At 53.8% G+C, this 23,057-nt stretch carries 27 protein-coding genes; 17 read left to right on the top strand and 10 right to left on the bottom strand.

Features of this window, described 5'->3' with window-relative positions; all coding sequences use genetic code 11:
- Nucleotides 1-13: 13 nt before the first annotated feature.
- From CSC3H3_RS04215 to CSC3H3_RS04190, 6 genes are all read right to left on the bottom strand, one after another.
- Nucleotides 14-676: a chemotaxis protein CheZ gene (locus tag CSC3H3_RS04215; protein ID WP_101263931.1), complete on the bottom strand. Its 663-nt coding sequence runs from the start codon at nucleotides 674-676 to the stop codon at nucleotides 14-16.
- A 24-nt stretch (nucleotides 677-700) separates the two neighbouring features.
- Nucleotides 701-1,087 carry a response regulator gene (locus CSC3H3_RS04210; RefSeq protein ID WP_085580778.1) on the bottom strand — a complete coding sequence of 129 codons (387 nt, stop codon included), beginning with the start codon at nucleotides 1,085-1,087 and terminating at the stop codon, nucleotides 701-703.
- A 211-nt stretch (nucleotides 1,088-1,298) separates the two neighbouring features.
- On the bottom strand, nucleotides 1,299-2,027 hold the full coding sequence (locus tag CSC3H3_RS04205; protein WP_101263930.1) for a MotE family protein: 729 nt from the start codon (nucleotides 2,025-2,027) through the stop codon (nucleotides 1,299-1,301).
- A gap of 213 nt (nucleotides 2,028-2,240) precedes the next feature.
- The gene (locus CSC3H3_RS04200) at nucleotides 2,241-2,909 is read right to left on the bottom strand and encodes a DUF6468 domain-containing protein (protein WP_101283919.1); all 669 of its coding nucleotides are present in this window, start codon (nucleotides 2,907-2,909) and stop codon (nucleotides 2,241-2,243) included.
- Nucleotides 2,909-4,033 carry a flagellar motor switch protein FliM gene (gene fliM, locus CSC3H3_RS04195; protein ID WP_101263928.1) on the bottom strand — a complete coding sequence of 375 codons (1,125 nt, stop codon included), beginning with the start codon at nucleotides 4,031-4,033 and terminating at the stop codon, nucleotides 2,909-2,911. The genes CSC3H3_RS04200 and fliM overlap by 1 nt, the downstream gene beginning before the upstream one ends.
- A gap of 48 nt (nucleotides 4,034-4,081) precedes the next feature.
- The gene (locus CSC3H3_RS04190; protein WP_101263927.1) at nucleotides 4,082-4,618 is read right to left on the bottom strand and encodes a flagellar basal body-associated FliL family protein; all 537 of its coding nucleotides are present in this window, start codon (nucleotides 4,616-4,618) and stop codon (nucleotides 4,082-4,084) included.
- 187 nt (nucleotides 4,619-4,805) lie between these two features.
- Between CSC3H3_RS04190 and CSC3H3_RS04185 the strand changes: the two genes are divergently transcribed.
- From CSC3H3_RS04185 to flgG, 3 genes are all read left to right on the top strand, one after another.
- Nucleotides 4,806-5,222, top strand: a complete 417-nt coding sequence (locus CSC3H3_RS04185; RefSeq protein ID WP_101283917.1) for a hypothetical protein — start codon at nucleotides 4,806-4,808, stop codon at nucleotides 5,220-5,222.
- Nucleotides 5,223-5,263: 41 nt separating this feature from the next.
- Entirely contained in the window at nucleotides 5,264-6,004 is a 741-nt protein-coding gene (gene flgF, locus CSC3H3_RS04180; protein WP_101283915.1) for a flagellar basal-body rod protein FlgF, read from the top strand.
- An 88-nt stretch (nucleotides 6,005-6,092) separates the two neighbouring features.
- Nucleotides 6,093-6,878: a flagellar basal-body rod protein FlgG gene (flgG, locus tag CSC3H3_RS04175; RefSeq protein ID WP_101263925.1), complete on the top strand. Its 786-nt coding sequence runs from the start codon at nucleotides 6,093-6,095 to the stop codon at nucleotides 6,876-6,878.
- Here the strand turns inward: flgG and CSC3H3_RS25080 are convergent.
- Entirely contained in the window at nucleotides 6,875-7,009 is a 135-nt protein-coding gene (locus CSC3H3_RS25080) for a hypothetical protein (RefSeq protein WP_281262537.1), read from the bottom strand. The two genes, flgG and CSC3H3_RS25080, sit on opposite strands and share 4 nt — an antisense overlap.
- Before the next feature lie 27 nt (nucleotides 7,010-7,036).
- Here CSC3H3_RS25080 and flgA point away from each other — a divergent pair, with 27 nt between their 5' ends.
- On the top strand, nucleotides 7,037-7,993 hold the full coding sequence (flgA, locus tag CSC3H3_RS04170; protein ID WP_101263924.1) for a flagellar basal body P-ring formation chaperone FlgA: 957 nt from the start codon (nucleotides 7,037-7,039) through the stop codon (nucleotides 7,991-7,993).
- 90 nt (nucleotides 7,994-8,083) lie between these two features.
- Here flgA and CSC3H3_RS04165 read toward each other — a convergent pair whose 3' ends face one another.
- The gene (locus CSC3H3_RS04165; protein ID WP_101283911.1) at nucleotides 8,084-8,515 is read right to left on the bottom strand and encodes a MarR family winged helix-turn-helix transcriptional regulator; all 432 of its coding nucleotides are present in this window, start codon (nucleotides 8,513-8,515) and stop codon (nucleotides 8,084-8,086) included.
- A gap of 61 nt (nucleotides 8,516-8,576) precedes the next feature.
- Between CSC3H3_RS04165 and CSC3H3_RS04160 the strand changes: the two genes are divergently transcribed.
- From CSC3H3_RS04160 to flgH, 3 genes are all read left to right on the top strand, one after another.
- On the top strand, nucleotides 8,577-8,954 hold the full coding sequence (locus CSC3H3_RS04160) for a VOC family protein (protein ID WP_101283909.1): 378 nt from the start codon (nucleotides 8,577-8,579) through the stop codon (nucleotides 8,952-8,954).
- A 1-nt stretch (nucleotide 8,955) separates the two neighbouring features.
- Nucleotides 8,956-9,384, top strand: a complete 429-nt coding sequence (locus tag CSC3H3_RS04155) for an EVE domain-containing protein (protein ID WP_101283907.1) — start codon at nucleotides 8,956-8,958, stop codon at nucleotides 9,382-9,384.
- Nucleotides 9,385-9,705: 321 nt separating this feature from the next.
- Entirely contained in the window at nucleotides 9,706-10,503 is a 798-nt protein-coding gene (flgH, locus tag CSC3H3_RS04150; protein ID WP_101283905.1) for a flagellar basal body L-ring protein FlgH, read from the top strand.
- A gap of 303 nt (nucleotides 10,504-10,806) precedes the next feature.
- On the opposite strand, the gene dksA is transcribed toward flgH, so the two are convergent.
- Together dksA and CSC3H3_RS04140 are read right to left on the bottom strand one after the other, a co-directional pair.
- Nucleotides 10,807-11,223, bottom strand: a complete 417-nt coding sequence (dksA, locus tag CSC3H3_RS04145; RefSeq protein WP_073953569.1) for an RNA polymerase-binding protein DksA — start codon at nucleotides 11,221-11,223, stop codon at nucleotides 10,807-10,809.
- A gap of 148 nt (nucleotides 11,224-11,371) precedes the next feature.
- Complete coding sequence (locus CSC3H3_RS04140; RefSeq protein ID WP_101263918.1) at nucleotides 11,372-11,818, bottom strand: flagellar assembly protein FliX; 447 nt, start codon at nucleotides 11,816-11,818, stop codon at nucleotides 11,372-11,374.
- Between the two features lie 363 nt (nucleotides 11,819-12,181).
- On the opposite strand from CSC3H3_RS04140, the gene CSC3H3_RS04135 reads away from it, so the two are divergent.
- The 10 genes from CSC3H3_RS04135 (at nucleotide 12,182) to fliS (ending at nucleotide 22,909) form a co-directional block, all read left to right on the top strand.
- Complete coding sequence (locus CSC3H3_RS04135; RefSeq protein WP_101283903.1) at nucleotides 12,182-13,324, top strand: flagellar basal body P-ring protein FlgI; 1,143 nt, start codon at nucleotides 12,182-12,184, stop codon at nucleotides 13,322-13,324.
- On the top strand, nucleotides 13,324-13,671 hold the full coding sequence (locus CSC3H3_RS04130) for a rod-binding protein (protein ID WP_101283901.1): 348 nt from the start codon (nucleotides 13,324-13,326) through the stop codon (nucleotides 13,669-13,671). The genes CSC3H3_RS04135 and CSC3H3_RS04130 overlap by 1 nt, the downstream gene beginning before the upstream one ends.
- Nucleotides 13,672-13,675: 4 nt before the next feature.
- Complete coding sequence (locus CSC3H3_RS04125) at nucleotides 13,676-14,137, top strand: hypothetical protein (protein ID WP_101263915.1); 462 nt, start codon at nucleotides 13,676-13,678, stop codon at nucleotides 14,135-14,137.
- Nucleotides 14,138-14,154: 17 nt separating this feature from the next.
- On the top strand, nucleotides 14,155-16,611 hold the full coding sequence (gene flgK, locus CSC3H3_RS04120) for a flagellar hook-associated protein FlgK (RefSeq protein WP_101283899.1): 2,457 nt from the start codon (nucleotides 14,155-14,157) through the stop codon (nucleotides 16,609-16,611).
- A 26-nt stretch (nucleotides 16,612-16,637) separates the two neighbouring features.
- Nucleotides 16,638-17,828, top strand: coding sequence for a flagellar hook-associated protein FlgL (flgL, locus tag CSC3H3_RS04115; protein WP_101283897.1), 1,191 nt, complete (start codon nucleotides 16,638-16,640; stop codon nucleotides 17,826-17,828).
- A 97-nt stretch (nucleotides 17,829-17,925) separates the two neighbouring features.
- Nucleotides 17,926-18,396, top strand: coding sequence for a flagellar assembly protein FliW (gene fliW / locus CSC3H3_RS04110; protein ID WP_157831823.1), 471 nt, complete (start codon nucleotides 17,926-17,928; stop codon nucleotides 18,394-18,396).
- A gap of 282 nt (nucleotides 18,397-18,678) precedes the next feature.
- Entirely contained in the window at nucleotides 18,679-19,917 is a 1,239-nt protein-coding gene (locus tag CSC3H3_RS04105) for a flagellin N-terminal helical domain-containing protein (protein ID WP_101283893.1), read from the top strand.
- An 87-nt stretch (nucleotides 19,918-20,004) separates the two neighbouring features.
- On the top strand, nucleotides 20,005-20,406 hold the full coding sequence (locus CSC3H3_RS04100; protein WP_101283891.1) for a flagellar protein FlaG: 402 nt from the start codon (nucleotides 20,005-20,007) through the stop codon (nucleotides 20,404-20,406).
- A gap of 104 nt (nucleotides 20,407-20,510) precedes the next feature.
- Nucleotides 20,511-22,307 (top strand): flagellar filament capping protein FliD, encoded by a 1,797-nt coding sequence (gene fliD, locus CSC3H3_RS04095; protein WP_101283889.1) that lies wholly within the window; start codon nucleotides 20,511-20,513, stop codon nucleotides 22,305-22,307.
- A 53-nt stretch (nucleotides 22,308-22,360) separates the two neighbouring features.
- Entirely contained in the window at nucleotides 22,361-22,909 is a 549-nt protein-coding gene (gene fliS, locus CSC3H3_RS04090) for a flagellar export chaperone FliS (protein ID WP_101283887.1), read from the top strand.
- The last annotated feature ends 148 nt before the right edge of the window (nucleotides 22,910-23,057 follow it).

Genomic DNA, 23,057 nt, shown 5'->3' with positions numbered 1-23,057 from the left:
TTCGCCCAAAGGGTCAATTAAACATCGCATCAATATCGGCCTGCGACACACCCTTGCCTTCAAGCTGCGGACCATTAAGCAGGGCATCATCGCCACTGGGTTGGTCCTTGGCCTTGCGGGGGTTTTCCGCGGCATAACGTGCGATTTCCGCGCCAAATGCCGTTACCAGCCCCTCGACCCGTTCTTCAATGGCTTTCAGTGCCTTGACAACCTTGGTCGTACGCTGCCCGGTGATGTCCTGGAAATTGCAGGCTTCATAGACGCGCATCGTGGCATTGGTCACGATTTCGGCCTGTTCGGGCGGCAGGGTAGATGCAAATTCTTCAAGTGAATCCATCGCATCAAGAATTTCGTGCGTGGCACCTGCCGTTGCATCAACGATGGCATCAAGCTCGTCAGTCGCATTCGGGATGTATTCGGCCTTGATGTCATCAGGACGCAGCGACGCGATTTCCGATTTCATCTTGCGGATGATGCTGGAAAGCTCGTCAAGTTCGCCAAACAGGCGTTTTTCATCCTGATTGTCGGTCTTTGTGCTGGCAGGAAGATATTTCGCAAGGCTTTCAACCAGCCCGGAAACTTCCTCGATCTTAAGATCGCCTTTTTCAAGGCGTTTCTTAAGCTGCGTCAGCAGATCACGTAGTTGGCTATCATCCACGGCGGTATCACGGGACAAAATGCCCCGTGCCCCTTTTCTGACTTAGAAATCACCAAGAACCGTGGTCAGCTTACCCTTGAGGGTTTCGGCATTGAACGGCTTGACGATGTAGTTTGATACACCGGCCTTTTTCGCCATGACGACGTTTTCGGTCTTGGCTTCGGCGGTGATCATGATGAAGGGAAGGTCCTTCAGTTTTGCATCGGCGCGAACTTCCTTCAGCAGCTGAAGGCCAGTCATCGGCTCCATGTTCCAGTCGGAAATAACCAGACTGAACGGCTTCTCACGCAGCTTGCGCAACGCCATGCTGCCATCGGTTGCTTCTTCAATATTGGTGAAGTTCAACTGACGAAGAAGATTACGGATGATACGCAACATGGTTTTGTAATCATCGACAATCAGAATTGGCATATTGGGATCGACGGACATTTACCACTCCATGATGCTGTCAATCTGGAAAAATACCCAGCTTCGGTTAGGAACATTATCTTCGTGATGTACCTATTTAATTAAGGTTAATCAAGGCTTTTCACTTCGATAAAAATGGGACTTCACCCATCCGGAATCAAGAACAGCCCTAAAAACCCGATGGTTATTTTTCACTTTCTTGGGCTTCGGTGTTTTATTAGACGCAGACAGGTTACGGATTTGTCAATGGCAGCGTGCTCAAATCGCGCTTATAGGCAAGTTCCGTTGTCAGTGCGCGTGCGCGGTCCGGCGTCATTTCGGCCAGAACAGCAGCGGTGTTGGCTTCGCGCATCCCCTGGGCGACCTGCAGCAGGATATTCATATCCAGATCGTTCCAGATCCGGGCGGCGTCCTTTGGCTTCATTTTTTCATAAACCGTGATCAGTTTCTTGATCCGGTCTTCGTCTTTTTCGTCTTTCTTTTCAACAAGCTGGGCAATGGTTGTTTGCAGCCGTTTCATTTCGGCGATTTTGCTGTCGATCCGGGCTTCGGCTGCCGTGATCAGGCTTTCGCGTTCATCAAGGCGCTGTTCACGGCGGTCCAGCTCTGCCCGGCGGGCCGACAGGTTTTGCAGAAGGTCAATTTCTTCCTGGGTAAACAGGGTCGGGTCCCCGCCAAAGCTGGGCGGGTCTTCCGGGGTTTCGCCACTGGCAGCGGCTTCCTGGTCCATCGCCGGGGTGGATGCATCGCCTGCTGCCGGGTCATCAAGGCCCGGTTCACCGGCAATACCGGCGGCATCGGCAGGATTTTCCTGCGCGCGGGCGGCCTGCACCATGCTGACAGCGGCGGCTTCCTGCACGTCCCCGCCATCGCGCCAGATTGACACGACATCAGCGACCTTAAGCGACAGGACAAGCCCTGACACCAAAATCAGCAATGGCAAAATACGCAAAGAAGACATTCACTCACCCGACAGAATTCAAAGCACCCATTGTGGTGCGACCTGAAAACCATATTTACAAACTGCCTGCACAGATCACAGGCCCATTATATATAAAAATGGGTCGCAATCATGCCTGGAACAAGCCCGTTTTAATAAACAGGCCCGCTATTTATGTCATGGCAGTATCGCAAATCCCCACTTAATTCCCCAAAAACCGGCTTTCAGCCCCGGTTATCTGACCGATCGCAACGCAGCAAGCAATTCCCGTTCGGCTTCGGACCGGCCGGCATCCTGATCGGCGTCATCGTCATCCAGGATATTTGCCCTGCGATCTTCACGCGCGGAAAGCGACGGCCCGCGATCTTCGATCGGCGCATTGCGGGTGGCTCCACCTTCATAGGCATTACGGCTGTTTTTCATTTCGGTATCGCGCACCATGCGGGCGGCAAGTTCCTCGGCCCGGGTTTCAATACCGACACGATCATTACGTTCATCAAGCGGCGGCTTTGCCCCGACACCGGCGTTACCACCTGTGGCAAAGCCTGGCTCGGCAGAAGCTGCCGGGCCTTTGCGCGCGGCATTGGCGCCGCTTGCCGCCTTTTCCAGGCGATTGGCGATTGCATCGCCCCGGTCAACCATAAAGGACAGGTCCTCATGCAGGCCGGTGGCCCGCTCGATATCCTCGCGCAACGCGTCCCCGCTTTGCGATGCCATTTCCTTCAAGGACTGGATCAGAATCTCGGCGCGTTCCGTTGCGGCATTAAATGCCGACAGGAACTGCTCCATTTCCTCGCGATTGCGACGAAAGGCAGCAAGCCTGCGATTAAGCATCAGCGCATAGATGATTGTCGCCAACAGCAAAACAATCATCAGGAGATCGAGATAGAACTCGAAATCCATCAGCTGGTTTCCTCCTTGTTTTTCCGCGCCCGTTCCCGCACCTGAATGGCGATTCGGTCCCCTTTTCGCCCCATCAGACCACGAAACAGGGCGACATCCCCGCACCGTACTTCCACCGGTGATGTTGGCCCGGTATTGAGCAACATCCGGTTCCCTACCTCCAGATTGATCACATCGCCCAGCGACATGACCTGTTCATCCAGAACAGCCAGCAGGTTAACATGCGTCTGCCACAACTCGTTGGCAAGGTGGTTTTCCCAGATCGAGTCACGGCCGAACTTTTCACCCATGAACATCTGGAGCAGCAATTCACGAACCGGCTCCAGCGTTGCATAGGGGATCAGAAGTTCCAGCCGCCCGCCGCGATCTTCCATATCGATACGCAATTTAGCGACAATGGCCGCGTTGGCATGACGGGCAATGGTGGCAAAACGCGGGTTGGTTTCCAGGCGTTCAAACCGGAAATTAACCGGGCTTAACGGGTCAAACGCGGCGGAAAGATCGCCCAGAACCACATGGATCATGCGTTCGACCAGATTGCGTTCAATCGTGGTATAGGGGCGGCCTTCAATACGCATAGCCGCCGTACCGCGGCGCCCGCCCAACAACACGTCCACGATCGAATAGATCAGCGCGGAATCAACGGTAAGAAGGCCGTAGTTATCCCATTCCTCGGCCTTGAACACACCCAGCATGGCCGGCAGCGGGATCGAGTTCAGATAATCGCCAAAACGCAGCGACAGAATATTATCAAGCGAGACTTCGACGTTGTCCGAGGTGAAGTTACGAAGCGAGGTCGACATCATACGCACAAGGCGGTCAAAGACCACTTCGAGCATCGGCAGACGTTCGTAAGCCACCATTGAGGAATTGATGATCGCCTGGATACCGGACTGGTCGCCCGACCCGCTGCCATCGTCAAAACCCAGAAGGCTGTCGATTTCGTCCTGGTTAAGAACACGCGCAGAGCCGGGGCCGACAAGGTCTTCGTCCTCGCCGCCATCTTCGCCAAGCATGGATTCCCATTCGGCGGCCATATCATCGCCGCCGTCGCCATCCTCGCCACCGCCTGCCATGGCTTCCCATTCGGCGGCTAGTGCATCATCATCATCTTCGTCGGCCATTGGCGTTTATCCCAGGCTCAATATCCGCAAATCTGCCGGTACAAAAACCTATTGTACCAGCATTTCCTTAAACAGGACGTCGTTAATTTTTGCTGGCTTTGCCGCCGCACTTACCCGGATCAGCAATTCTTCACGCAGACGGAACATGCCTTCGGACCCGGCAAGATCTTCCGGGCGCAATTCGCGAAGATAAACCTGAAAATTGTCGACAATGCGCGGCATCATCTGTTCAACTTCGGGCACCTTCAACTGGTCTGCCACTTCCAGGCTGACCCGGATTTTAAGATAGCTTTGCTTGCCGCTGCCGGCATTCAGGTTGACCAGAATTTCCGGCAGATCCACAAAGCCGACATTTTCGGGCACACCCGGCGCCTGTTCAATCGACTGGTCAGGTGCCTGTTCTTCGGTGGTCTGGCTGTCGCCACCCAGCACCATATCAATAACCGGCTGCATCAACCCGGTGAAATAGGCCGCCGCAGCGCCCCCCACCAGCAGCAGAACCAAAAGGACAATCACAATCAGCAGCTTTTTACTGCCGCCCTTGCCACCGCCTTCTTCTTCAATTTCGTCGACGTCGTCACCCATCTGCGTGTCCTGCCTGCCCTACACAGCCTTGCCCAAGGCCGGTTTCCCATCAAAAAGTCACCAGCCTGACAGCATTAACCCGGCCACGTTAACATTCCGTTGCCCCACAATAGCCGCTGTGCTGCCAATCGACAACACCAGCCCGACCCGCAAGCCGCGCGTAGCTGCCTGATTTTACAGGCCGGTTGTGGCGCAAACCCCTTTAACATTTGGGATCAAAATTGCGCAATACCAGCAATTCACCCGGTGCTTTGCAAAAAGACTGCCAGTTTGCACAAATTATACAGATTTAACCCGCATCCGCACGCGCCCGCCGACTGACCAAGTGGTAAAACCGGCGCTGAATTATGCCATAGATAATATCGAAAGCAGAAATCAGGCGAATATCACAGTTAAACACCCCTGCCCAAGCGCCTACCTCCCCTGCAAAATCGCAAAGCAGCCAACATCAACCACGCCGCGCGCAACTGGCCTTTTCTTTACCAATTCAGCCCGGGCGTTTCTTGCCGCCTGCCAACCTTGTGATACGGGGCAACTTTTACCCAACGGGAATAAAGTGTTTATTTTTATGTATTTATCAAATTTGGCACGCCATTCGCATTGAAGCTGGCAACCAATTTTGCCTGTAACCGGGATTAGAGCCAGATGGAAAATACATCCTATATCGCACTGTCGCGCCAGCGTGTTCTGCGCAGCAAGATGGACACCATCACGCAGAACCTGGCGAACATGGATACCAACGGCTACAAACAGCAGAACATGATGTTTACCGACTGGATGGCAGCCAACAAGGACGCCCCTTTCCGCGGTGAACGCAAGATCGCACTGGTGCAGGATATCGGGCAGTATCGCGACACCACGGTTGGCAACCTTGAGCGGACCGAACGGGATTTTGACGTCGCACTGAGCAAACCCGACATGTATTTTTCCATCGATACGCCCAATGGCGTGCGCTACACGCGCAACGGCAATTTCTCGCTTGATCCCGGCGGGCAGCTTATCACATCCGAAGGCTACCCGGTGCTGACCGATGCGGGCCAGCCCCTGTTTTTCGGGCAGGCTGATACACGGGTAACCATTGCCGGTGATGGCACGGTTTCAACCGATGTGGGCCAGGTTGGCAAACTTGCGGTTTCGACCTTTGACAATGTCCAGCAGTTAAAGCCTGAGGGATCATCGCTTTATAACACCGACCAGCGGCCCCAGGCCGTTGAAAGCCCGGGTGTTGTGCAGGGAACGCTTGAAAAATCCAACGTCAATCCGATCAAGGCAATGGTCGAAATGATCGACGTTCTTCGCACCTATCAGTCGGTTACCAAAACCGTTGAAAACGAAAACCAGCGTCAGCGCGACATGATCAGCAAACTTGGCGATGTGCGCGCCTGAGTTTCGCACCGCCTGACATAACCAGATTGGCCAGCCCTTAAGCCGGCCGTTAAGACAGCGCAACCGAGCGCGAGATGAGGAGACAAAAATGCGGTCACTCGATATTGGAGCCCTGGGCATGATGGCACAATCCACCAACGTGGATGTGACATCAAACAACATCGCCAATATGACCACCACCGGCTACAAGCGCCAGCGCGCCGAATTCCAGGACCTGCTGTATCAGGACCTGCGCCGGGCGGGTTCGCCGTCATCGGATACGGGTACGATTGTGCCTGTCGGTGTGCAGGTGGGTATGGGTGTGAAAACAGCCGCAATTGGCCGTTATATGGGCCAGGGCAGTGCGACCCTGACGGAAAACGAACTTGACGTTGCCCTGCAGGGCCGTGGGTATTTTCAGGTTGACCTGCCCAGTGGCGAAACCGCCTATACCCGCGACGGTACGTTCAAACTTGATGCCAACGGCCAGATCGTGACGAAGGATGGGTATGCCATTCAGCCGGGTATTACCGTGCCCAACAACGCAACATCGATCACCATTAACGGCTCTGGCGAAGTTTACGCCGAAATCGATGGCCAGGTTGCCCCGCAGAATTTGGGCCAGATCCAGCTTGCCACCTTCATCAACCCGGCAGGGATGGACGCCCTTGGCGACAACCTGTTTCTTGAAACCGATGCATCGGGCACGCCGACGACCGGCACCGCTGGTTCGGTTGGGTTTGGCAAACTGTTGCAGGGCTATCTTGAATCATCAAACGTTAACGTGGTTCAGGAAATTACCAACCTGATCAAGGCCCAGCGCGCCTATGAAATGAATTCCAAATCCATTTCGACCACCGACGAAATGATGAGCGCAATCAGTAACCTGCGTTAAGCCCCGGCATTAAGCCCGCGATAACCCCAACGGGTCAGGGCTTTGCGCATCCAATATTCCCCCGAATAGCCATTCGGGGAAACGGGCAGGTTTTTGGTGCAGGCAAATTTGCGAATTGCTTTACCGGTCATTGGTCTTTTGGTGCTAACATCATGGGCATGATGATACGAAATATTGTTGCCGCCCTTGCACTGGTCGTGATTTTCCTGCTGCCCGGAAACGGGCAGGCACAGGAAATGGATGTTCTTTTGCGTCCGCAGGCCCATGTCGAGGGTGCCTATGTTACATTGGGCGATCTTTTCAGCGGCCTTTCGGTCGAGCAGGAAAATGTTGCCGTGGCACATGCGCCCCAGCCGGGCCAGCAGGCCGTGCTTGATTATCGCTGGCTGGCAGGAATTGCCCAGCGCTACAAAGTTAACTGGCGGCCCCGCACCACCGCAGACCAGATCATCGTAACCCGTGACAGCCAGACGATTGGTATCGAAGAAATTTCCGATGCAATCCATGATGCCCTGTCGCAAAACGGCATCCCGGCACCTTTTGCCGTGGATATGGGCGGCGAAACCTTTCGCATTGACCTACCGGTAGATGCACCAGCCCAGGTCGAAATTACCGGGATGAATGTCAATCGTCGTACCGGGCGTTTTATTGCCGATGTTACCACCGGGCGCGGCACCAGTTCGCAACGAACCTATCGCATGAATGGCCGTTATTTCCCGCTTGAACAGGTGCCCGTGCTGGTTGACCCGGTTCGCCGTGGCGATATCGTGCGCCCTGACCAGGTTGAAATGCGCGATTTCCGGTCTGACCGGGTACAGGCCAATGTCCTGCGGGACCCGGATGATGTGATTGGCAAGGAAGTCCGCCGCAGCATCGGCCCGGGTGAACCGCTGCTTAATCGCGATTTCACCGCCCCCATTCTGGTTAAACGCGGTGCACTGGTGACGATCCGGCTGGAAACAGCCAATATGTCGTTAACGGCACGGGGCAAGGCGCTTGAAAACGGGTCGCTAGGCGACGTGATCCGGGTGGTGAATTTGCAAAGCAACAAGACCGTTCAGGTCGAAGTTACTGCCGAAAATGATGTCCGCGCCATTCCGGCCATGAGCCAGTAATTCCCGAATAACGCCTCCTATACGCGCTTTTCCCGTCGCAAGCACGCACCAGACAGCGTGCCCTAGCACCTTCCTTTGGCCGCCAATCCCTTAATCCAAAGCATTTTGCAGGCGATGAAGCAGCGCAAGCGCTTCATTCTCACTTAGCGGCGACACGGCATTTGCCAATGCTTCCTCGACCTGCAGGATCGCCTGCTTGCCCTTTTGCGCCATTTCCTCGCCTGCCTGGGTTAAACGGGCCAGTTGGCGGCGCCCGTGATGATCATCCTGCCGACGGACGACATAACCCGCCGCCTCCAGCCCGGCCAGAACCGACTGCATGGATTGCGGGGTGATGAAAGCCGCATTTGCCAGATCCGCATTTGTCATATCCGGTTGCGCTTTCAGCGCTGCCAGCACGGCATTTTGTGCCGTTGAAAGACCACAGGCCTTTAACGCTTCGTCCATGCGGCGGCGCAGACGGTGCTGGGTTCTTTTCAGGTTATAGCCCAGCGAGCGTTCCAGACTCTCTTGCTTTGACATATAAGGTTCCTTATATTATATCAGGTAGCTGATATTCACTTATAGCAAGGGCCGAAAAAACATGGCAACTCTTACCGGTATTGATTTTGTCGGCATTCAGGCCGAAGACCTGGATGCGGCGCGGGATTTTTATCATGGCAAGCTGGGCCTGCCAGTTATGTCCGGACCGCCCGGTGCCGTTGTGTTTGACAGCAAACCGGTGCCCTTTGCCGTTCGCACACCGGTCATGGATTTAAGTTCGGCCAGCGACCATCTGGGCGCTGGCATTGCATTATGGTTTGCCTGCGATGATGCCGATGCCCTGCATGCGGAACTGGTTAAAGACGGCATTAAAATCGTCTTTCCGCCAAAGGACGGGCCTTTTGGCCGCTATTTCGCCTTTTGTGATCCGTTTGGCTATACGATTACGGCGCACACAGCCGTCACCCCGGCGAACTGAGATGACAGATTACTGGATGGGGGTTGCCTGCGCCCAACATGCACGGGCCGGACGGGATGGCGGGTTTGCCCAGTTGGGTCACGGAAAACGTTCCGCCATCAGCGGCCTGAAACAGGGCGACTGGATTGTTTATTATTCCCCGAAAGAACGGATCGACGGTGGTGAAACCATACAGGCCTTCACCATCATCGGCCAAATCACCTCGGCGGCACCCTATCAGGCCGATCAGTTAATGGGGTTTCATCCCCATCGCGTTGATGCGGAATATGTAATCAGCGCGCAGCCCGCCCCCATCCGCCCGCTGCTGGACCAGCTGGAACTTACCCGTGGGCGGGGTGCGAACTGGGGTATTGTCCTTCGCGGGTCAAAACGTAAATTAAGCACGAATGATTTTACCCTCATCGCCCGCGCCATGGGAGTTACCCCATAACAGCCGGGCAATTGGCTGGTGTAGTTGGTGTCAACATCACTGTAAAATAAAGCCCGCTCGGTGCATCGCTTAGCCCGGCAGAGACTGACTGGCATTTATTGCCGCAGGTGGCCCCCACCAGGGGCCATCGTCTAATACCACCGCATGTTCAGCCATCTTTCTTGCGTCCTGCTGACCGGAATCCTGCCAGTGCCGCAAAAAACACTGCGTCATTTCAGAGGGTTCGCGGCACATCGCACCCCGGCAAGCTTTGCCGTCCATACCTCCGCATAACTGGCACGAAGGTTGCTAGTTAAAGGGTGCGGAACCCAGGAGGATAAAATGACCTATATAAAACCACATCAGGCGGCGCTAACCCGGCGCCTTGGCAGTTTCCCCAAAATGGCGGTGACTGTTTCGCTGATTTGTGCGACGGCCCTGCTTTCGGGCTGCAATACCATGCGCCGTCTTTCGGAAGTAGGCGAACCGCCGAAATTATCAGGCATCAATAACCCGACGCAATCGCCCGGCTATCGCCCGGTCAGCATGCCGATGCCTGCCCCGCAAGTGGCCGAAAACAACCCCAACTCGCTTTGGCGTACGGGTGCACGATCCTTCTTCAAGGATCAGCGCGCAAGCCAGGTCGGGGATATCCTGACGGTCAGCATCGCGATTGATGACAAGGCCGAACTGGCAAACACCACCGCGCGCACCCGCCGGAATTCGGAAGATATGGGTGTTCCGTCGCTTCTGGGCCTTGAAACCCAGTTTACCAAGGTTTTGCCTGAAACGATTGACCCGTCGAACCTGTTTAACATCGACAGCAATTCGTCAAATTCGGGCGGCGGCACGCTGGACCGTAACGAAACCATCGATCTTAAGGTTGCGGCGATCATTGTGCAGATTCTGCCCAACGGCAACTATGTCATTCATGGCCGCCAGGAAATCCGGGTGAATGCCGAAGTCCGTGAAGTGCAGGTTGCCGGTGTGATCCGCGCGGCCGACATCACGTCGACCAACACGGTTTCCTATGACAAAATTGCCGAGGCCCGCATTTCCTATGGCGGACGCGGCACCATTTCCGATGTGCAGCAGCCGCGCTATGGCAGCGAGATCATGGATATTCTGCTGCCCTTCTGATTTGTACGCACAGGCTTCGGGGTTCCGCAGACGGGCAATGTTGCCCGCCCCGACGACCGGCTGGCAAGCAATTGCCGGCCGGTTTTGCGTTTGAGGCCATTTCTGACTGGCAAATGGGAAGGGGGAAACCGTAAATGTGCCCGCGACAACCGCCAGACAAAGAAAAAGGGACCGGCCCGATTGGGCCGATCCCGTTTCTGGGTATCCCCGTTATTGCGTTTCTCCCACAAGAAACAAATTTCTTCGGCCGCGAGATTGCTTTTAGATCCCGTCTTGTGCCGTATATTTTTTTTACCGCCGCGCTTAGTCGTCGCGCCGCGTGCGCTCCATCCGCTCATGGCGTTCCTGGGCTTCGATGCTCAGGGTCGCAATCGGACGGGCTTCTAGTCGTTTAAGGCTGATCGGTTCGTCAGTTTCTTCGCAGTAACCATAGGAACCGTCTTCAATACGGCGCAGAGCGGCGTCAATCTTGGAGATCAGCTTGCGCGCACGGTCACGCGTCCGCAGCTCAAGTGCCCGCTCAGTCTCCGCAGAAGCGCGGTCAGTAAGATCGGGTTCTTGCAATCCTCCGTCCTGAAGATTTGCCAGTGTTTCTGAAGATTCGTGCAAAAGTTCTGCCCGCCAGGCCAAAAGCTTCTGACGGAAATATTCCCGCTGACGCGGATTCATGAACTCTTCGTCCTCGGCGGGACGATAGTCAGGTGGTAACGTGATAGTCATGTATGCCCTCTATACAGGACTCACCGATCGCGCGGGAATATAGAGGTCGCAGCCTATGGGCGCAAGCTGATTGAACAATTTCGCCAAATTAATCGAAATAACCCGGAAAAATCTTGTAAATTCAAACATATATGCGCATTTGCCACAACTAACGCAAACCGGCAACATCCAGCTTCGCTAATTCAACCCGTGCGCGCAGTTCTATTTCATCTAGAACCTCGGCCAGGGCTGGATCATCGATTTCTTCGCGCTGTTTTCCCACCACATCAACCAGTTGCGCCAATTGCGACGCCGGCAGACCACCGCCCAACAGGGCGTTACGCACACGGTCAAGCTGGTCCAGCAGGGTTTTGGCCCGGGCGACAGAACGCTTGCGCGGAGAATCCAGCGCATCACCACTTTGTTGCAGTGCCAGCAGCGCATCCAGAGCGCTGACAGATGACGGTGCATGCAGTCCGCCCGCGCTAGCTGCGCGTTCCGGCCCCTGCCCGCTTGAACGCATGGCATTGGCAAAACCCTGGTCTGAGCCACCCGTGCCCGAAGCCTTGCGTGTCGATGCACCCGATGTGGTGCCTTTTGATCCGCTAACCTTCATTGTGTCTACTGCCTTGCTATGCGTTCCGCGCCACTACATATGCCAGCAATGGGATGCCGGGCATAAATCCGTTTATATCCCCTATCTGGCGCCAAATCGGGACTTTGTCGAGTCTTCCTGAAACAGGCGGCTTGGGCAACCGGAAAAAAATGCCGGGTAGCCCGCCCCGCATGCGCAAATCTGCAACCAGACACCAATAAACGGATGTTTTTGCAAGAAAGATTCAAAAACCAGTCGCATGCAGGCCTTGAGAGTCTTCGACTGGCACGCTTTTCGCTTATTCCCTGACGCAGGCATCGGTCTTTGGATGCCACACGAGTTAACCGGCGATTTTTTCGCCACAGACACAGCGGAACAACCACCATGATCAAGCGTCTTGGCAAATTTGCACTTCAGGCAGCGGTTATCGCGGCACTGGGCATTTTCGCCCTGGCCCCGATATCGGCAGCCCATGCACAGTCGCGCATCAAGGATATCGCAGATTTTGAAGGCGTGCGTGACAACATGCTGGTTGGTTATGGTCTTGTTGTTGGCCTGAATGGCACAGGCGATGATTTGAAAGACGCCGAATTTACCCGCCAGAGCATGGTTGCCATGCTTGAACGCCTGGGTATCAACGTGCGTGACCAGATCGAAAACCTTGATTCCGACAATATCGCCGCTGTGATGGTGACCAGCACCCTGCCGCCGTTTTCCCGCCAGGGGTCGAAAATTGATGTTAATATCAGCGCCATTGGCACGGCCAAAAGCCTGCAGGGCGGGACCCTTCTGGTGACACCGCTGGTGGGTGCTGACGGCGAAGTTTACGCCGTTGCACAGGGCCCGGTTGCCGTGGGTGGCTTTAGCGCGCAGGGCAATGCCCAGACCGTGGTCAAGGGTGTACCGACCGCAGCGCGCATTGCCAACGGCGCCATCATTGAACGTGAAATCGACTTTAACCTCAATGCGATGAACACGATGTCGATTGTGCTTCGCAACCCGGATTTCACCACCGCGCGCCGTATTTCCAATGCGGTCAATGCCTATCTGGGTGAAGTGGCAGCCCGCCCCAGTGACCCGGGCACCGTACGCCTGAGCGTGCCGGACCGTTACCAGAAAAACGTCGTTGCCCTGCTGACCGATATTGAACAGTTGCGTGTTGAGCCCGACCAGATTGCCAAAGTGATTATTGATGAATCCACCGGCACCATTGTCATGGGTGAAAATGTTCGCATCAACCGCGTTGCCATTGCCCAGGGCAACCTGACGATCCGGGTTACCGAAACCCCGCAGGTTTCCCAGCCGGCACCGTTTTCGCAAGGGGGTACGACCACCACCGTCCCGCGTACCGATGTGCAGGTTGATGAAGGCGCAGACAAGAAGCTGGGCATTCTTGATACCGGTGTGACGCTTCAGGAACTGGTGGGGGGCCTTAACAGCCTGGGTGTTGGCCCGCGCGACATGATCACAATTTTGCAGGCCATCAAGGCTTCTGGTGCCCTGCAGGCCGAAATCGAGGTGATGTAATGATGATCGATGGCTCCAGCGCTTTGATGGCGCAGGCACAAATCAGCGCCCAGGCCAGCCGGGCATCCTCCATTGCCTCGGAAGCCAGCACCCTGGGTGCGGGCAAACAGAAAACCCTGGCAGCAGCCCAGGAAGCCGGCAAGAAATTTGAAAGCATGTTTCTTTCCCAGATGCTGAGCCACATGTTTGCCGGCATCGAAACCGACCCCAATTTTGGCGGTGGTCACGGCGAAACGATGTTCCGTTCCATGCTGGTTGACCAGTATGCGCAGAAAATGACCAGCGCAGGTGGCGTGGGAATTGCAGATGCCGTTACACGCGAAATCCTCAAGACGCAGGGAGCCTGATATCATGACGACGGAACAGATGGTAATTGAGCTGAAAAGCGTCACTTTTGACCTGATTTCGCTGCTGGAACGCGAAACCGAAGGGATGCGGACGCTCGACACGGCAGAATATGACCGGTTCGTATCGGAAAAATCTGCCCTGTCGATGCAGTATGAACAACTGGTTCAGGAACTGCGCACCCGCGGCGATGACCTTAAATCCATGCCCGAAGATGAAAAAGCCGAACTGCGCGAGTTGCAGGCACGATTTCAGGAAGCGGCAAAACGCAATATGCGCGCCCTGAAAGCCGCCGAAATCACCAACCAGCGCATGATCGACACCATCGTCAAAGCAGTTAAATCCCGCGCGAATGAACAGGTTACGACCTATAACCGTGGTGGTTATGTGAACAGCCCGGCCGGGCGCGGTTACAGCACCAGCAAAAACCGCGGCAGCCTGTCGATCAGCCTGAACGAAACGTTTTAAGGCCCAGGGGAAAAACCATGTCACTGACACAGGCCCTTAATTCAGCAATTACCGGATTGAACACGGCGCAATCGCGCATTTCAATCACGTCGTCGAATATTGCCAACGTCAATACGGTCGGCTATTCGCGCAAGATTGCCGGTCAGGAAGCGCTGACCCTGAATGGTCAGGGTGCTGGCGTTCAGATCGGCGATGTCACCCGTAACGTGAATGCGGGCCTGCAATCCGAACTGCGTGGCGAGCTGGGCAAAGCCGGTGCGGCCGAAGTCCGTGACGAATTTTACCAGCGCGTTCAGGTCCTGTTTGGTACACCGCAATCGAACTCGGCCATCAGCCAGCGCATCAGTGACCTGTCCGATGCCTTTGAACAGCTTAACAGCACGCCAGAACAGAACTCGCCCAAGGTGCAGGTTCTGGCCGCGGCAACGCAGCTTGTTGATTCTTTTAGCAAACTGTCCGATCAGATCCAGACCCTGCGAAGCGATGCCGATGACAGCATCAGCCAGGAAATCAATTCAGCCAACCAGCTTCTGTCGCAGATTGCCAAGCTTAATACCGATATCGTTCGACTGGGCAATATTGACCAGCCGACCACCGAACTGCGCGACCAGCGCGACCAGAAGGTCAACGCGCTCTCCAAAATCATCAATACGTCGACCTATACCCGCGATGATGGCTCGATGGTCATTTTCACCGCCAACGGCTCGCGCCCGCTGCTTGACCGCAGCCCGGTGACACTGACCTTTACGCCAACAGCCGGTTACGAACCGGGCTCCAGCGGTTCGGGCATTACGCTTGATGGCGTTGATATTACCGATGAAATCAAGACCGGCACCCTGCGCGGCCTGATCGACATGCGCGACCAGGATCTGCCGCAACTTGCCGACCAGGTTAACGAGCTGGCAACCCAGTTGCGTGACGCCATCAATGCCGAACACAATAAAGGCACCGCCTTCCCACCGCCAACCAACCTGACCGGTTCGCGCCAGATCGAAGGTACGGATATTTTTTCGGGCACCGGCACCTTCCGTGTGGCCGCCCTTGATTCGGCTGGCGAGATTGTCAGCTATTCCGACATCGACCTTTCCGCCCTACCCAGCCCGGCGACGGTCAATGATCTGGTTTCCGCAATCAATTCATCAAGCGCGTCGGGCGACCTGCAGGCAAGAATTGCCGATGGCCGCCTGGTGATTGAAGGCAAGAACGGCAACCGCGTTGCCGTAAACGAACTTGATAGCGCGGTGACATTAAGCGACGGCCGCACCCAGGGCCTGTCGCACTATTTTGGCCTGAACGACCTGTTCACTACGGCAAAAAATTCCCGCACCATGACATCGGACCCGCAGGCCGATGCCACCAGCGCGCTGGGTGTTTCGGGCACGCTGACCTTTTCTGCCGGTAGTGGCGCCCTTTCGGCGACACCGCTTTCGATCACCTATGCCAATTCCGACAGCCTGACAACAATCCAGAACAAGCTGCGCGCGCAATTGACCGGTGCCCTTGGCCTCACGGCCGAGCAGGCATCAAACATGGTTTATGTTGCCACCGATGGCGATCGTTCGCGCCTGGTGATTGCCAATGATGCCAACATGATGGCGACCGATACCGGCAATCTGTCATCCAAAATCGGCCTGAGCGAAGACCAGCCCAACCTGGCTGGCAGCATGACGGTGTCGCACGACATTCTGAACGATCCGTCGCGCCTGTCGCGCGGCACGCTCAATGCCGATGTTTATGAATCAAAAACCGGCACTGGTGGCGTGACGATTGCTGATCCCTCGGCATCGATTGCCGGGCTCGGCACACCGGCATCGCCGCCGGCACCAGCGGGCACGAATTATACACTTAACATCGTCGGTTCGTTTGGCACGGTGCCGATCTCCTACAATGGCAGCACCGACTCGCTGAATTCGATTGCGGCACGCATCAATGCCGATTCAACGCTGACCGATAATAACATCAATGCCGAGGTCTATTTTGATGGCGCAGCAGGCACCTACAAGCTGCGCGTACAGGATGCCGATGGTGATTCGATGTATATCACCGATAACTTCGCCACCATGCCCGCCGCCGGTGCAGGCCAGACCAGCCTGGTTGAAACGCTCGGCCTTGGGGTGCCTTATGGCATTCGCGAAGGTGACAACTCGTCGGCGGCAAGCCTTGCCGGTGCCCTGTCGCGTACCGATATCGGCTTTAGTGCTGCGGGCGGCCTGTCACCGGAAAAAACGTCGCTGATCGATTATGCTGCCAGCATCATCAGCACAGCATCCACCAAGGCCGCGGCAGCATCGGACAACAACGAATTCCAGACCGCCCTTGCAGCCGACCTTGATACACGCATCCAGAACGAAGCCGGCGTTAACCTTGACGAGGAAATGTCGGACCTTATCATCTTCCAGCGGGCTTATTCCGCTTCGGCCAAGGTGATTTCGACCGTTGATGAATTGTTTGATGCATTGCTGAATGCGGTTTAAGATACCGCGAGTAATGGAGAGTTAAAATGGTAACCCGGGTCGCAACCTTTACCAGTCACACATTGCTTAGCAATCTGGCGCTGAGCAATGCATCCAAATACACGGAACTGAGCAATCAGGCTGCCAGCGGGTACAAGTCGCGCAGCTATTCAGGTATTGCCAATGATGCGCAACAGCTTTTGAACCTTGAAGGCTCATTGACGCGCAATGACCAATATCTGAACAATATCACCCAGGTAAAACTGCGTCTGCAGAATATGGAGTCGGCGACCGACTCCATGTCTGATATTGCCACACGTATGAAAACACTGCTGCTGCAAGGGCTGAGCAACTCTCAGGCTGACGACCTCAATATTGATGAAGAGGCCCGCCAGGCCCTTAATCAGGTGCAATCTCTGCTAAATTCCACACTTGATGGTCGATTTTTGTTTGGCGGAGCGACGACTGACACCGCTCCTGTCAGTTTTGACAATACGCCCGTTCCAGATACTTACTTTGCCAAATTTACTGGTTCTGACACTGCGACACTCGATTCACTGGGGGTCTCAACCGCAGGCAGCCTCGACATTAATGGACAAACGGTGACATATTCGCCGACCGACACCATCAAAGATCTTGCAAACCAGATCAACCAGCTTTCGCCGCCACCGGCCATTGCAACAGTGCGACAGGATCCTGACTCGAATAACTATCGACTGGTGATTGAGGACTTTTCTGGCAACGCTATGTCGATCGCAGAAACCGGAGGCGGCAATCTGCTCGATGGCTTGTCACACAATCCAGCACTTAGCGCTGAAACAGGCTATTATCAGGGCGACCAGAAACGACTTGCGGCCCGTGTGGACGAAGAATATTCCGTCAATTATGGGGTACGTGCCGATGACCCGGCATTCGCCAGCCTGATTGCCAGCTTGAGAATCGTCTCGACCACAACAGATGAAGACTCGCTAAAGATGGCACTAGGTCACATCAATTTTGCAATTGAAAACCTTCCCAACGTGACATCGAAAATCGGGATCGACGTCAAAAACGTCGAGACTATTGAAACACAGCATCAAGATTTCGCAGTCTTCGCCAACAATGCGATTTCTGACATCGAAAATGTCGATGTTCCTTTGACCCTGGCAGAGCTTGAGCAATACAATACGGCCCTTCAGGCCAGTTTCCTGACGATCTCCAAGTCTTCCGAAAACTCACTGGTAAATTATCTACGTTAAACCTTGATATAAAACATGGAAAAAACACCCAAACTTGACGATGCTGCCATCAGACATCACATGTCCAGGGTGTTACATTGGGGAAAGACCACAGGAAATGACCAATCAGCCAATTGATGAAGCCAGCGTACCCAAATCGATTCTTGTTGAAACCCGGTTTGGTGACATCGAATTTATCTGGGACAAGGCGATTTATATGCCGGTCGGCCTGCTGGGCTTTACCGACCAGCATGTTTTTGGTCTGGCCAATATTCCGGGCAAAAGCCTGGACCAGTTCAAACTTTATCAAAGCCTGACGGACGCCGACCTATCCTTCATAATCGCACCTTACAATCCCGAAAGCGGGATTTATGATGCCGCAGATATTGAACGCGCCGCGCAAAGCCTTGCCATACCAGAAGAGGACCTAGCGATCCTTCTGATCGTGACCGTGCGTCCAACCGGCAATGACCAGGGCTATACCATGTCGGTCAACCTTCAGGCACCGGTGATCATAAATACAAGTCGCCAGATCGGCTGGCAGCATATCATGCCGCATGACAAATATCCTGTTCAGCACGACCTCTGAGCTTGCTTCAAGACGCAAAGCGGGGAATCATTTTCGCTTCGCGGACTGCATTTTTCGCCAGATAGACCGCACGTTGCTGGCGAAGAAAACCTGAAGTCCGTTATTATCATTAGGTAATTCGGGATTTCAAAAAACTGTAGACTCTATCTCCGCAGTTGGGTATATTTTGACTATCGAATCGGCATCCCCTGATCAAGAAGATCTCGGTGCCATCCGGCAAGAACGCCGGGTTTGATTGGCAAGATCGCCAATTGCAAGTGATCCATGTAGGAGTATATCACTATGGCTTTGAATATTATTTCCAACTACGCCGCCAACGTTGCACACCGTAACCTGCAGGCTTCCGATGACATGGCGACCCGTTCGCTCGCCAAACTGTCTTCGGGTACCCGTGTTGTGTCTGCGCGTGACGACGCTGCATCAATGGCTATTGGTTCTCGTTTGAACGCCGAAGTTCAATCTCTGAAAACGGCAACCGTTAACATTGGCCAGGCAAACTCGATGCTGCAGATCGCCGATGGCGGCATGAGCACGATTGACAACATTCTTGTCCGGATGAAAACTCTGGCGGTTCAGGGTTCTTCCGAAAACCTGTCGTCTGTGGAGCGTGGATACGCTTTTGACGAATTCAGCACCCTCCGTGACGAACTGGATCGTGTTTCCTCATCCACGAAGTTTAACGGTGTTCAACTGCTAGCCGGTCAGACCAAATTGGGTTTTGATCCAGCCGCTTTTGGCACGGGTAATGCTGCAGCTGATATCGGAGCAGATTCAGGTTTTGTCAGCTTCGACGTTGCTTCAGATGCATCAGGCATCGCTACCGGCAATCAGGTGACCGTTGACATTGCAACGACCGGTACCACCACCGTCATGAGCCTGACCAACGTTGCTACTGGTGTATCGCAATCGGTTGATGTAAGCGATTACATTACCGGTGGTGCGAAAGAACTCACCGGCACGCAAACGAAAGATTTGTCGTTCGGCCAGTTGGGCATTAATGTAAAGATTAACTCCAACTTTGGTGCGACAGCTGCTGCTGGTCTTGATAGTGCTACTGATGCATCCACTCTGACTACGGCAGCAGAAACAGGTGCCGCAGCCAGCTTGACCTTCAAAATTGGCTCTGGAAACAATCCTGCCCAGGACGATTTGACCTTTGACCTGACTGTGGTGAACTCACAAACTCTGGGCTCAGGAACAGGCAATAATCTGACTGACATCACCGACTTTAACACGGCCGGTGCAGCAAGTGCCGCCATTGATGTTGTTTCGGACGCAATTGATCAGCTTCAGACAGCTCGCTCGGCAGTTGGCGTTGGACAGAACCGTCTGGATTTTGCATCGCAAAACCTTGCTTCATCAATCGAAAACAACGAATCTGCTCGATCCACTCTTCTTGATCTTGATGTTGCGGCGGAAATGACCAGCTTCAGCTCAAAACAGGTTCTTGTCCAGTCTGGTGTTGCCATGCTGGCACAGGCCAACCAGATGCCGCAGAACCTGCTGCGTCTGCTGCAGTAATCCGGATATTCGTACGAGAACGGGGGCTTGTCCCCCGTTCTTTCTACGGATTATCCTTTGTCGAGATATTCGACATAGGAGGCCCAAATGGATATCACCCAGGCTTTATCGTCGCATCATACGCCCGCTTCGGGCAGCAATGTCTCCGGCGTTCCTGCAGGTGGTTCAACCAATGGGTTGACATCCGTACAGACGAATTCCTCTTCTGCCAGTACACCGGTATCAAGATATCAGGCATCTGGGGATATTGCTCCGATTGATGCAACCGATCAGCTAAAGCAGGCATTTGCCGACCTTGATCTTCCCGACCGCCCGCTAGACAATTATCGGATTGAACTCAATTTCAACCGTGATACCGGACGTGTTGTTGCAAAGGTAACTGATCGTTCAAACGGAGAAATCCTGAGGGAAATTCCCTCCAAGGAACTTCAAAACCTCTTCTCCCAAATTCGTGATTACCTCGGTACCTTTGTAAACGAAGAAGCCTGAAAACTGTTAAATAAACGCAGTACAGGCATGGTATTTGCGTAGGTTTCAGCGCATAATCGTTTTGGGCAGATTTTGCCCAGTATTCTGTTACCGGGAGACGCATCATGAGCGGCGTCAATTTAAATAACGTCTATGTTGGCGATAACGGTCGAATTCAGTTTTCGGGGCTGAGTTCTAATATCGATTTTGTCGATGTTGTTGACCAGATGATGAAGGCACGCCGCATCCCGGCTGACAACCTCCAAAAACGCATTGATTCCAACGACGAAAAACTGACTTCACTTCGAGAACTCCAAGATTTGGTCAAAGATTTACAAAGCTCTATTTCCAACCTTTATGGTGCGGCCAGCTTTGACAAATCGAAAAACACCTTTGCCTCGAAACAGGTTTTCACTTCTTCTGCGGATGGTAATGCCGCTAACCTGATGTCAGTTAGCGCAAATAATAACGCAGCTACAGGCAGCTATAAGTTTGAAATTTCGCAGATTGCCTCGAAACACAAGATCGGTGCAGAAACCGTCAATGTTAACCCGGATGACGATCTAAGCACTGCAACCAATGGCAGTGGCACGGCAATCGGTACCGGTACTTTTACAGTTGGTACTGCCAAAGGCAGCATCCAAATCGAAGTTACGGGAACAGATTCTCTTAAAGATATCCGCGATAAAATCAATTCAACAACCAGCACATCAGGCGTTCAGGCATCGGTGGTGAAGGTTGCCGATGGTCAATCAACCATTATTCTGACGTCAACAGAAGAAGGCTCTACCAACCGTATATCCCTGTCCGATGACACGGGCAATGTCCTGCAAAATTTGGGTATTCTGGTTGATGATGGCGCTGGTGGCACTCAGCTTAACGCTGCCCAGGAAATTGATCCGGGAAATGATGCGCAATTCACCATGGATGGCGTATCAATTACACGTTCCTCGAACGATATTGACGACCTTGTCGATGGCCTGTCGATTAGTCTCTACGACGCTGAGCCAGGTATGAAAATCAATGTTGAGGTTGAACAAGATTTAAGTGCAGCGAAAAATGCCATAATTGGGTTTGTAGATGCCTACAATGCCGTCAAGTCCTATATCAACGAAAAAACCTATGTTGACCCACAGACGAATGAAGCCGCTGAAGGCTCTGTTTTGCTGGGGAATTCAGCGGTCAAATCGATTGAAACCAGTTTACAACAGATTGTAGGATCTACCCCTTTTCGCAGTACATCCCAAAGTTCTGATCTTTCCGTTTTAGCGCAAATAGGCATCTCACTAACTTCTGCAACACCAGCAGGAGGAAGCGATGATACGAGATACAGTGCTGGGACATTGGAAATTGACGAAACAAAGCTTAATGACATGCTCATTAACAACGCAGACGAAGTTGCCGAACTATTTAACTTTAATGCCGTCAGTGACAATCCATCGTTCAATATGACTGGCTTCACCGGAAACACCGGTGCAGGAAGTTATCAATTTTCAGTCACCAAAGATGCTAGTGGTACGATCACCAGCGCAACCTATACTTTAAACGGCGAAACAAAAGATGCCACCATTAGCGGCAACAGCATCTCAACGGCCGATGGGCTAAGGTTATTCTATAGTGGTGCAGATGGCGCAACCGAAACTGCAACCATAAACACTTCGGTTGGATTAGGGGCTCGCTTACAGTTTGCTATGCAAGACATGTTGAACAGCGAGAATGGTAGCCTGCCGCAAGAAATTGATGCCGTCGAAACTCAGAACACCAGTTATCAAGAAAAGATAGATCGTATTGATGCTAGAATAGCGAGCGAGCGTGAAGTATCGCTCAACAAGTTCATCAATTTGGAGAAAGCGCTCGCCCAGATAAAAACCGTTCAGAACTCGCTCGATGAGTTGATGGCGGCAGGGAAAAGCGATAACTAAGAGACCGGACTAATTTCTCCGACCTCCGTCTTTTGACTATCAGGGAATATGGCATGAATACAAACGCAGCCCGCGCCTATGGCGACCAGCAGGTCAACACGGCATCGCCGGCCCAAATGGTTTACATGCTGTATAACAAGGCCATATCTGTGCTTCAGGAAGCCATCAAGGCGATTGAAGCAAATGATATTGAGGCCCGCTGTAATGCAAATGGCCGCGCGATGGAGATTATCGCCCATCTGTCAGGGACGCTTGACCTTGAACAGGGTGGCGAAATTGCCCGTAACCTGCAGGAAATTTACCGTTTTTCGATGGTCCACCTGATGAAGGTTGACCGCAACAACGATGCGCAAGCAGCACAGGATGTGATCGGCCTTCTGACCCCGATGCGGGATTCCTGGGCAATTCTTGCACGCCGGAGCACGGATGAACTGCGCCAGGCCGTTCAGGGTGCCAAAGATGGCAATCTGGAACAGCAGGACCTTTCTCAGGCTGCGGCTGCACCGACATCGGAACAAAGCGAAGGCGCACCCCGTTCGTCGGCATCGGAAGACGAACCGAAACAGCCGCCGCGCCCGTCCGGTATTTCGATCTCGGCCTGATCTTTCGGCCAGACGTGCGATATCATCGTCAGGCCCACCAATCAGAATGCCAAACGCCCCGATTGCAATCCGGGGCGTTTTATTTTGCGCGGAACAAACAATATGCACTGTTACCTGCGCCTTCTCACTTATCTGCTTACAAAAGTGG

The sequence above is a fragment of the Thalassospira marina genome, from assembly GCF_002844375.1.
Lineage (GTDB): Bacteria > Pseudomonadota > Alphaproteobacteria > Rhodospirillales > Thalassospiraceae > Thalassospira > Thalassospira marina.
This window is presented reverse-complemented; position numbering and strand designations above follow the sequence as displayed.

Bases quoted from the DNA above. Each gene is read 5' to 3' on its own strand.
- CSC3H3_RS04210 (WP_085580778.1), bottom strand. From the start codon at position 1,087: ATGTCCGTCGATCCCAATATGCCAATTCTGATTGTCGATGATTACAAA.
- CSC3H3_RS04205 (WP_101263930.1), bottom strand. From the start codon at position 2,027: ATGTCTTCTTTGCGTATTTTGCCATTGCTGATTTTGGTGTCAGGGCTT.
- CSC3H3_RS04200 (WP_101283919.1), bottom strand. From the start codon at position 2,909: ATGGATTTCGAGTTCTATCTCGATCTCCTGATGATTGTTTTGCTGTTG.
- fliM (WP_101263928.1), bottom strand. From the start codon at position 4,033: ATGGCCGACGAAGATGATGATGATGCACTAGCCGCCGAATGGGAAGCC.
- CSC3H3_RS04190 (WP_101263927.1), bottom strand. From the start codon at position 4,618: ATGGGTGACGACGTCGACGAAATTGAAGAAGAAGGCGGTGGCAAGGGC.
- flgF (WP_101283915.1), top strand. From the start codon at position 5,264: ATGGAAAATACATCCTATATCGCACTGTCGCGCCAGCGTGTTCTGCGC.
- flgG (WP_101263925.1), top strand. From the start codon at position 6,093: ATGCGGTCACTCGATATTGGAGCCCTGGGCATGATGGCACAATCCACC.
- CSC3H3_RS25080 (WP_281262537.1), bottom strand. From the start codon at position 7,009: ATGACCGGTAAAGCAATTCGCAAATTTGCCTGCACCAAAAACCTGCCC.
- flgA (WP_101263924.1), top strand. From the start codon at position 7,037: ATGATGATACGAAATATTGTTGCCGCCCTTGCACTGGTCGTGATTTTC.
- CSC3H3_RS04165 (WP_101283911.1), bottom strand. From the start codon at position 8,515: ATGTCAAAGCAAGAGAGTCTGGAACGCTCGCTGGGCTATAACCTGAAA.
- CSC3H3_RS04160 (WP_101283909.1), top strand. From the start codon at position 8,577: ATGGCAACTCTTACCGGTATTGATTTTGTCGGCATTCAGGCCGAAGAC.
- CSC3H3_RS04155 (WP_101283907.1), top strand. From the start codon at position 8,956: ATGACAGATTACTGGATGGGGGTTGCCTGCGCCCAACATGCACGGGCC.
- flgH (WP_101283905.1), top strand. From the start codon at position 9,706: ATGACCTATATAAAACCACATCAGGCGGCGCTAACCCGGCGCCTTGGC.
- dksA (WP_073953569.1), bottom strand. From the start codon at position 11,223: ATGACTATCACGTTACCACCTGACTATCGTCCCGCCGAGGACGAAGAG.
- CSC3H3_RS04140 (WP_101263918.1), bottom strand. From the start codon at position 11,818: ATGAAGGTTAGCGGATCAAAAGGCACCACATCGGGTGCATCGACACGC.
- CSC3H3_RS04135 (WP_101283903.1), top strand. From the start codon at position 12,182: ATGATCAAGCGTCTTGGCAAATTTGCACTTCAGGCAGCGGTTATCGCG.
- CSC3H3_RS04130 (WP_101283901.1), top strand. From the start codon at position 13,324: ATGATGATCGATGGCTCCAGCGCTTTGATGGCGCAGGCACAAATCAGC.
- CSC3H3_RS04125 (WP_101263915.1), top strand. From the start codon at position 13,676: ATGACGACGGAACAGATGGTAATTGAGCTGAAAAGCGTCACTTTTGAC.
- flgK (WP_101283899.1), top strand. From the start codon at position 14,155: ATGTCACTGACACAGGCCCTTAATTCAGCAATTACCGGATTGAACACG.
- flgL (WP_101283897.1), top strand. From the start codon at position 16,638: ATGGTAACCCGGGTCGCAACCTTTACCAGTCACACATTGCTTAGCAAT.
- fliW (WP_157831823.1), top strand. From the start codon at position 17,926: ATGACCAATCAGCCAATTGATGAAGCCAGCGTACCCAAATCGATTCTT.
- CSC3H3_RS04105 (WP_101283893.1), top strand. From the start codon at position 18,679: ATGGCTTTGAATATTATTTCCAACTACGCCGCCAACGTTGCACACCGT.
- CSC3H3_RS04100 (WP_101283891.1), top strand. From the start codon at position 20,005: ATGGATATCACCCAGGCTTTATCGTCGCATCATACGCCCGCTTCGGGC.
- fliD (WP_101283889.1), top strand. From the start codon at position 20,511: ATGAGCGGCGTCAATTTAAATAACGTCTATGTTGGCGATAACGGTCGA.
- fliS (WP_101283887.1), top strand. From the start codon at position 22,361: ATGAATACAAACGCAGCCCGCGCCTATGGCGACCAGCAGGTCAACACG.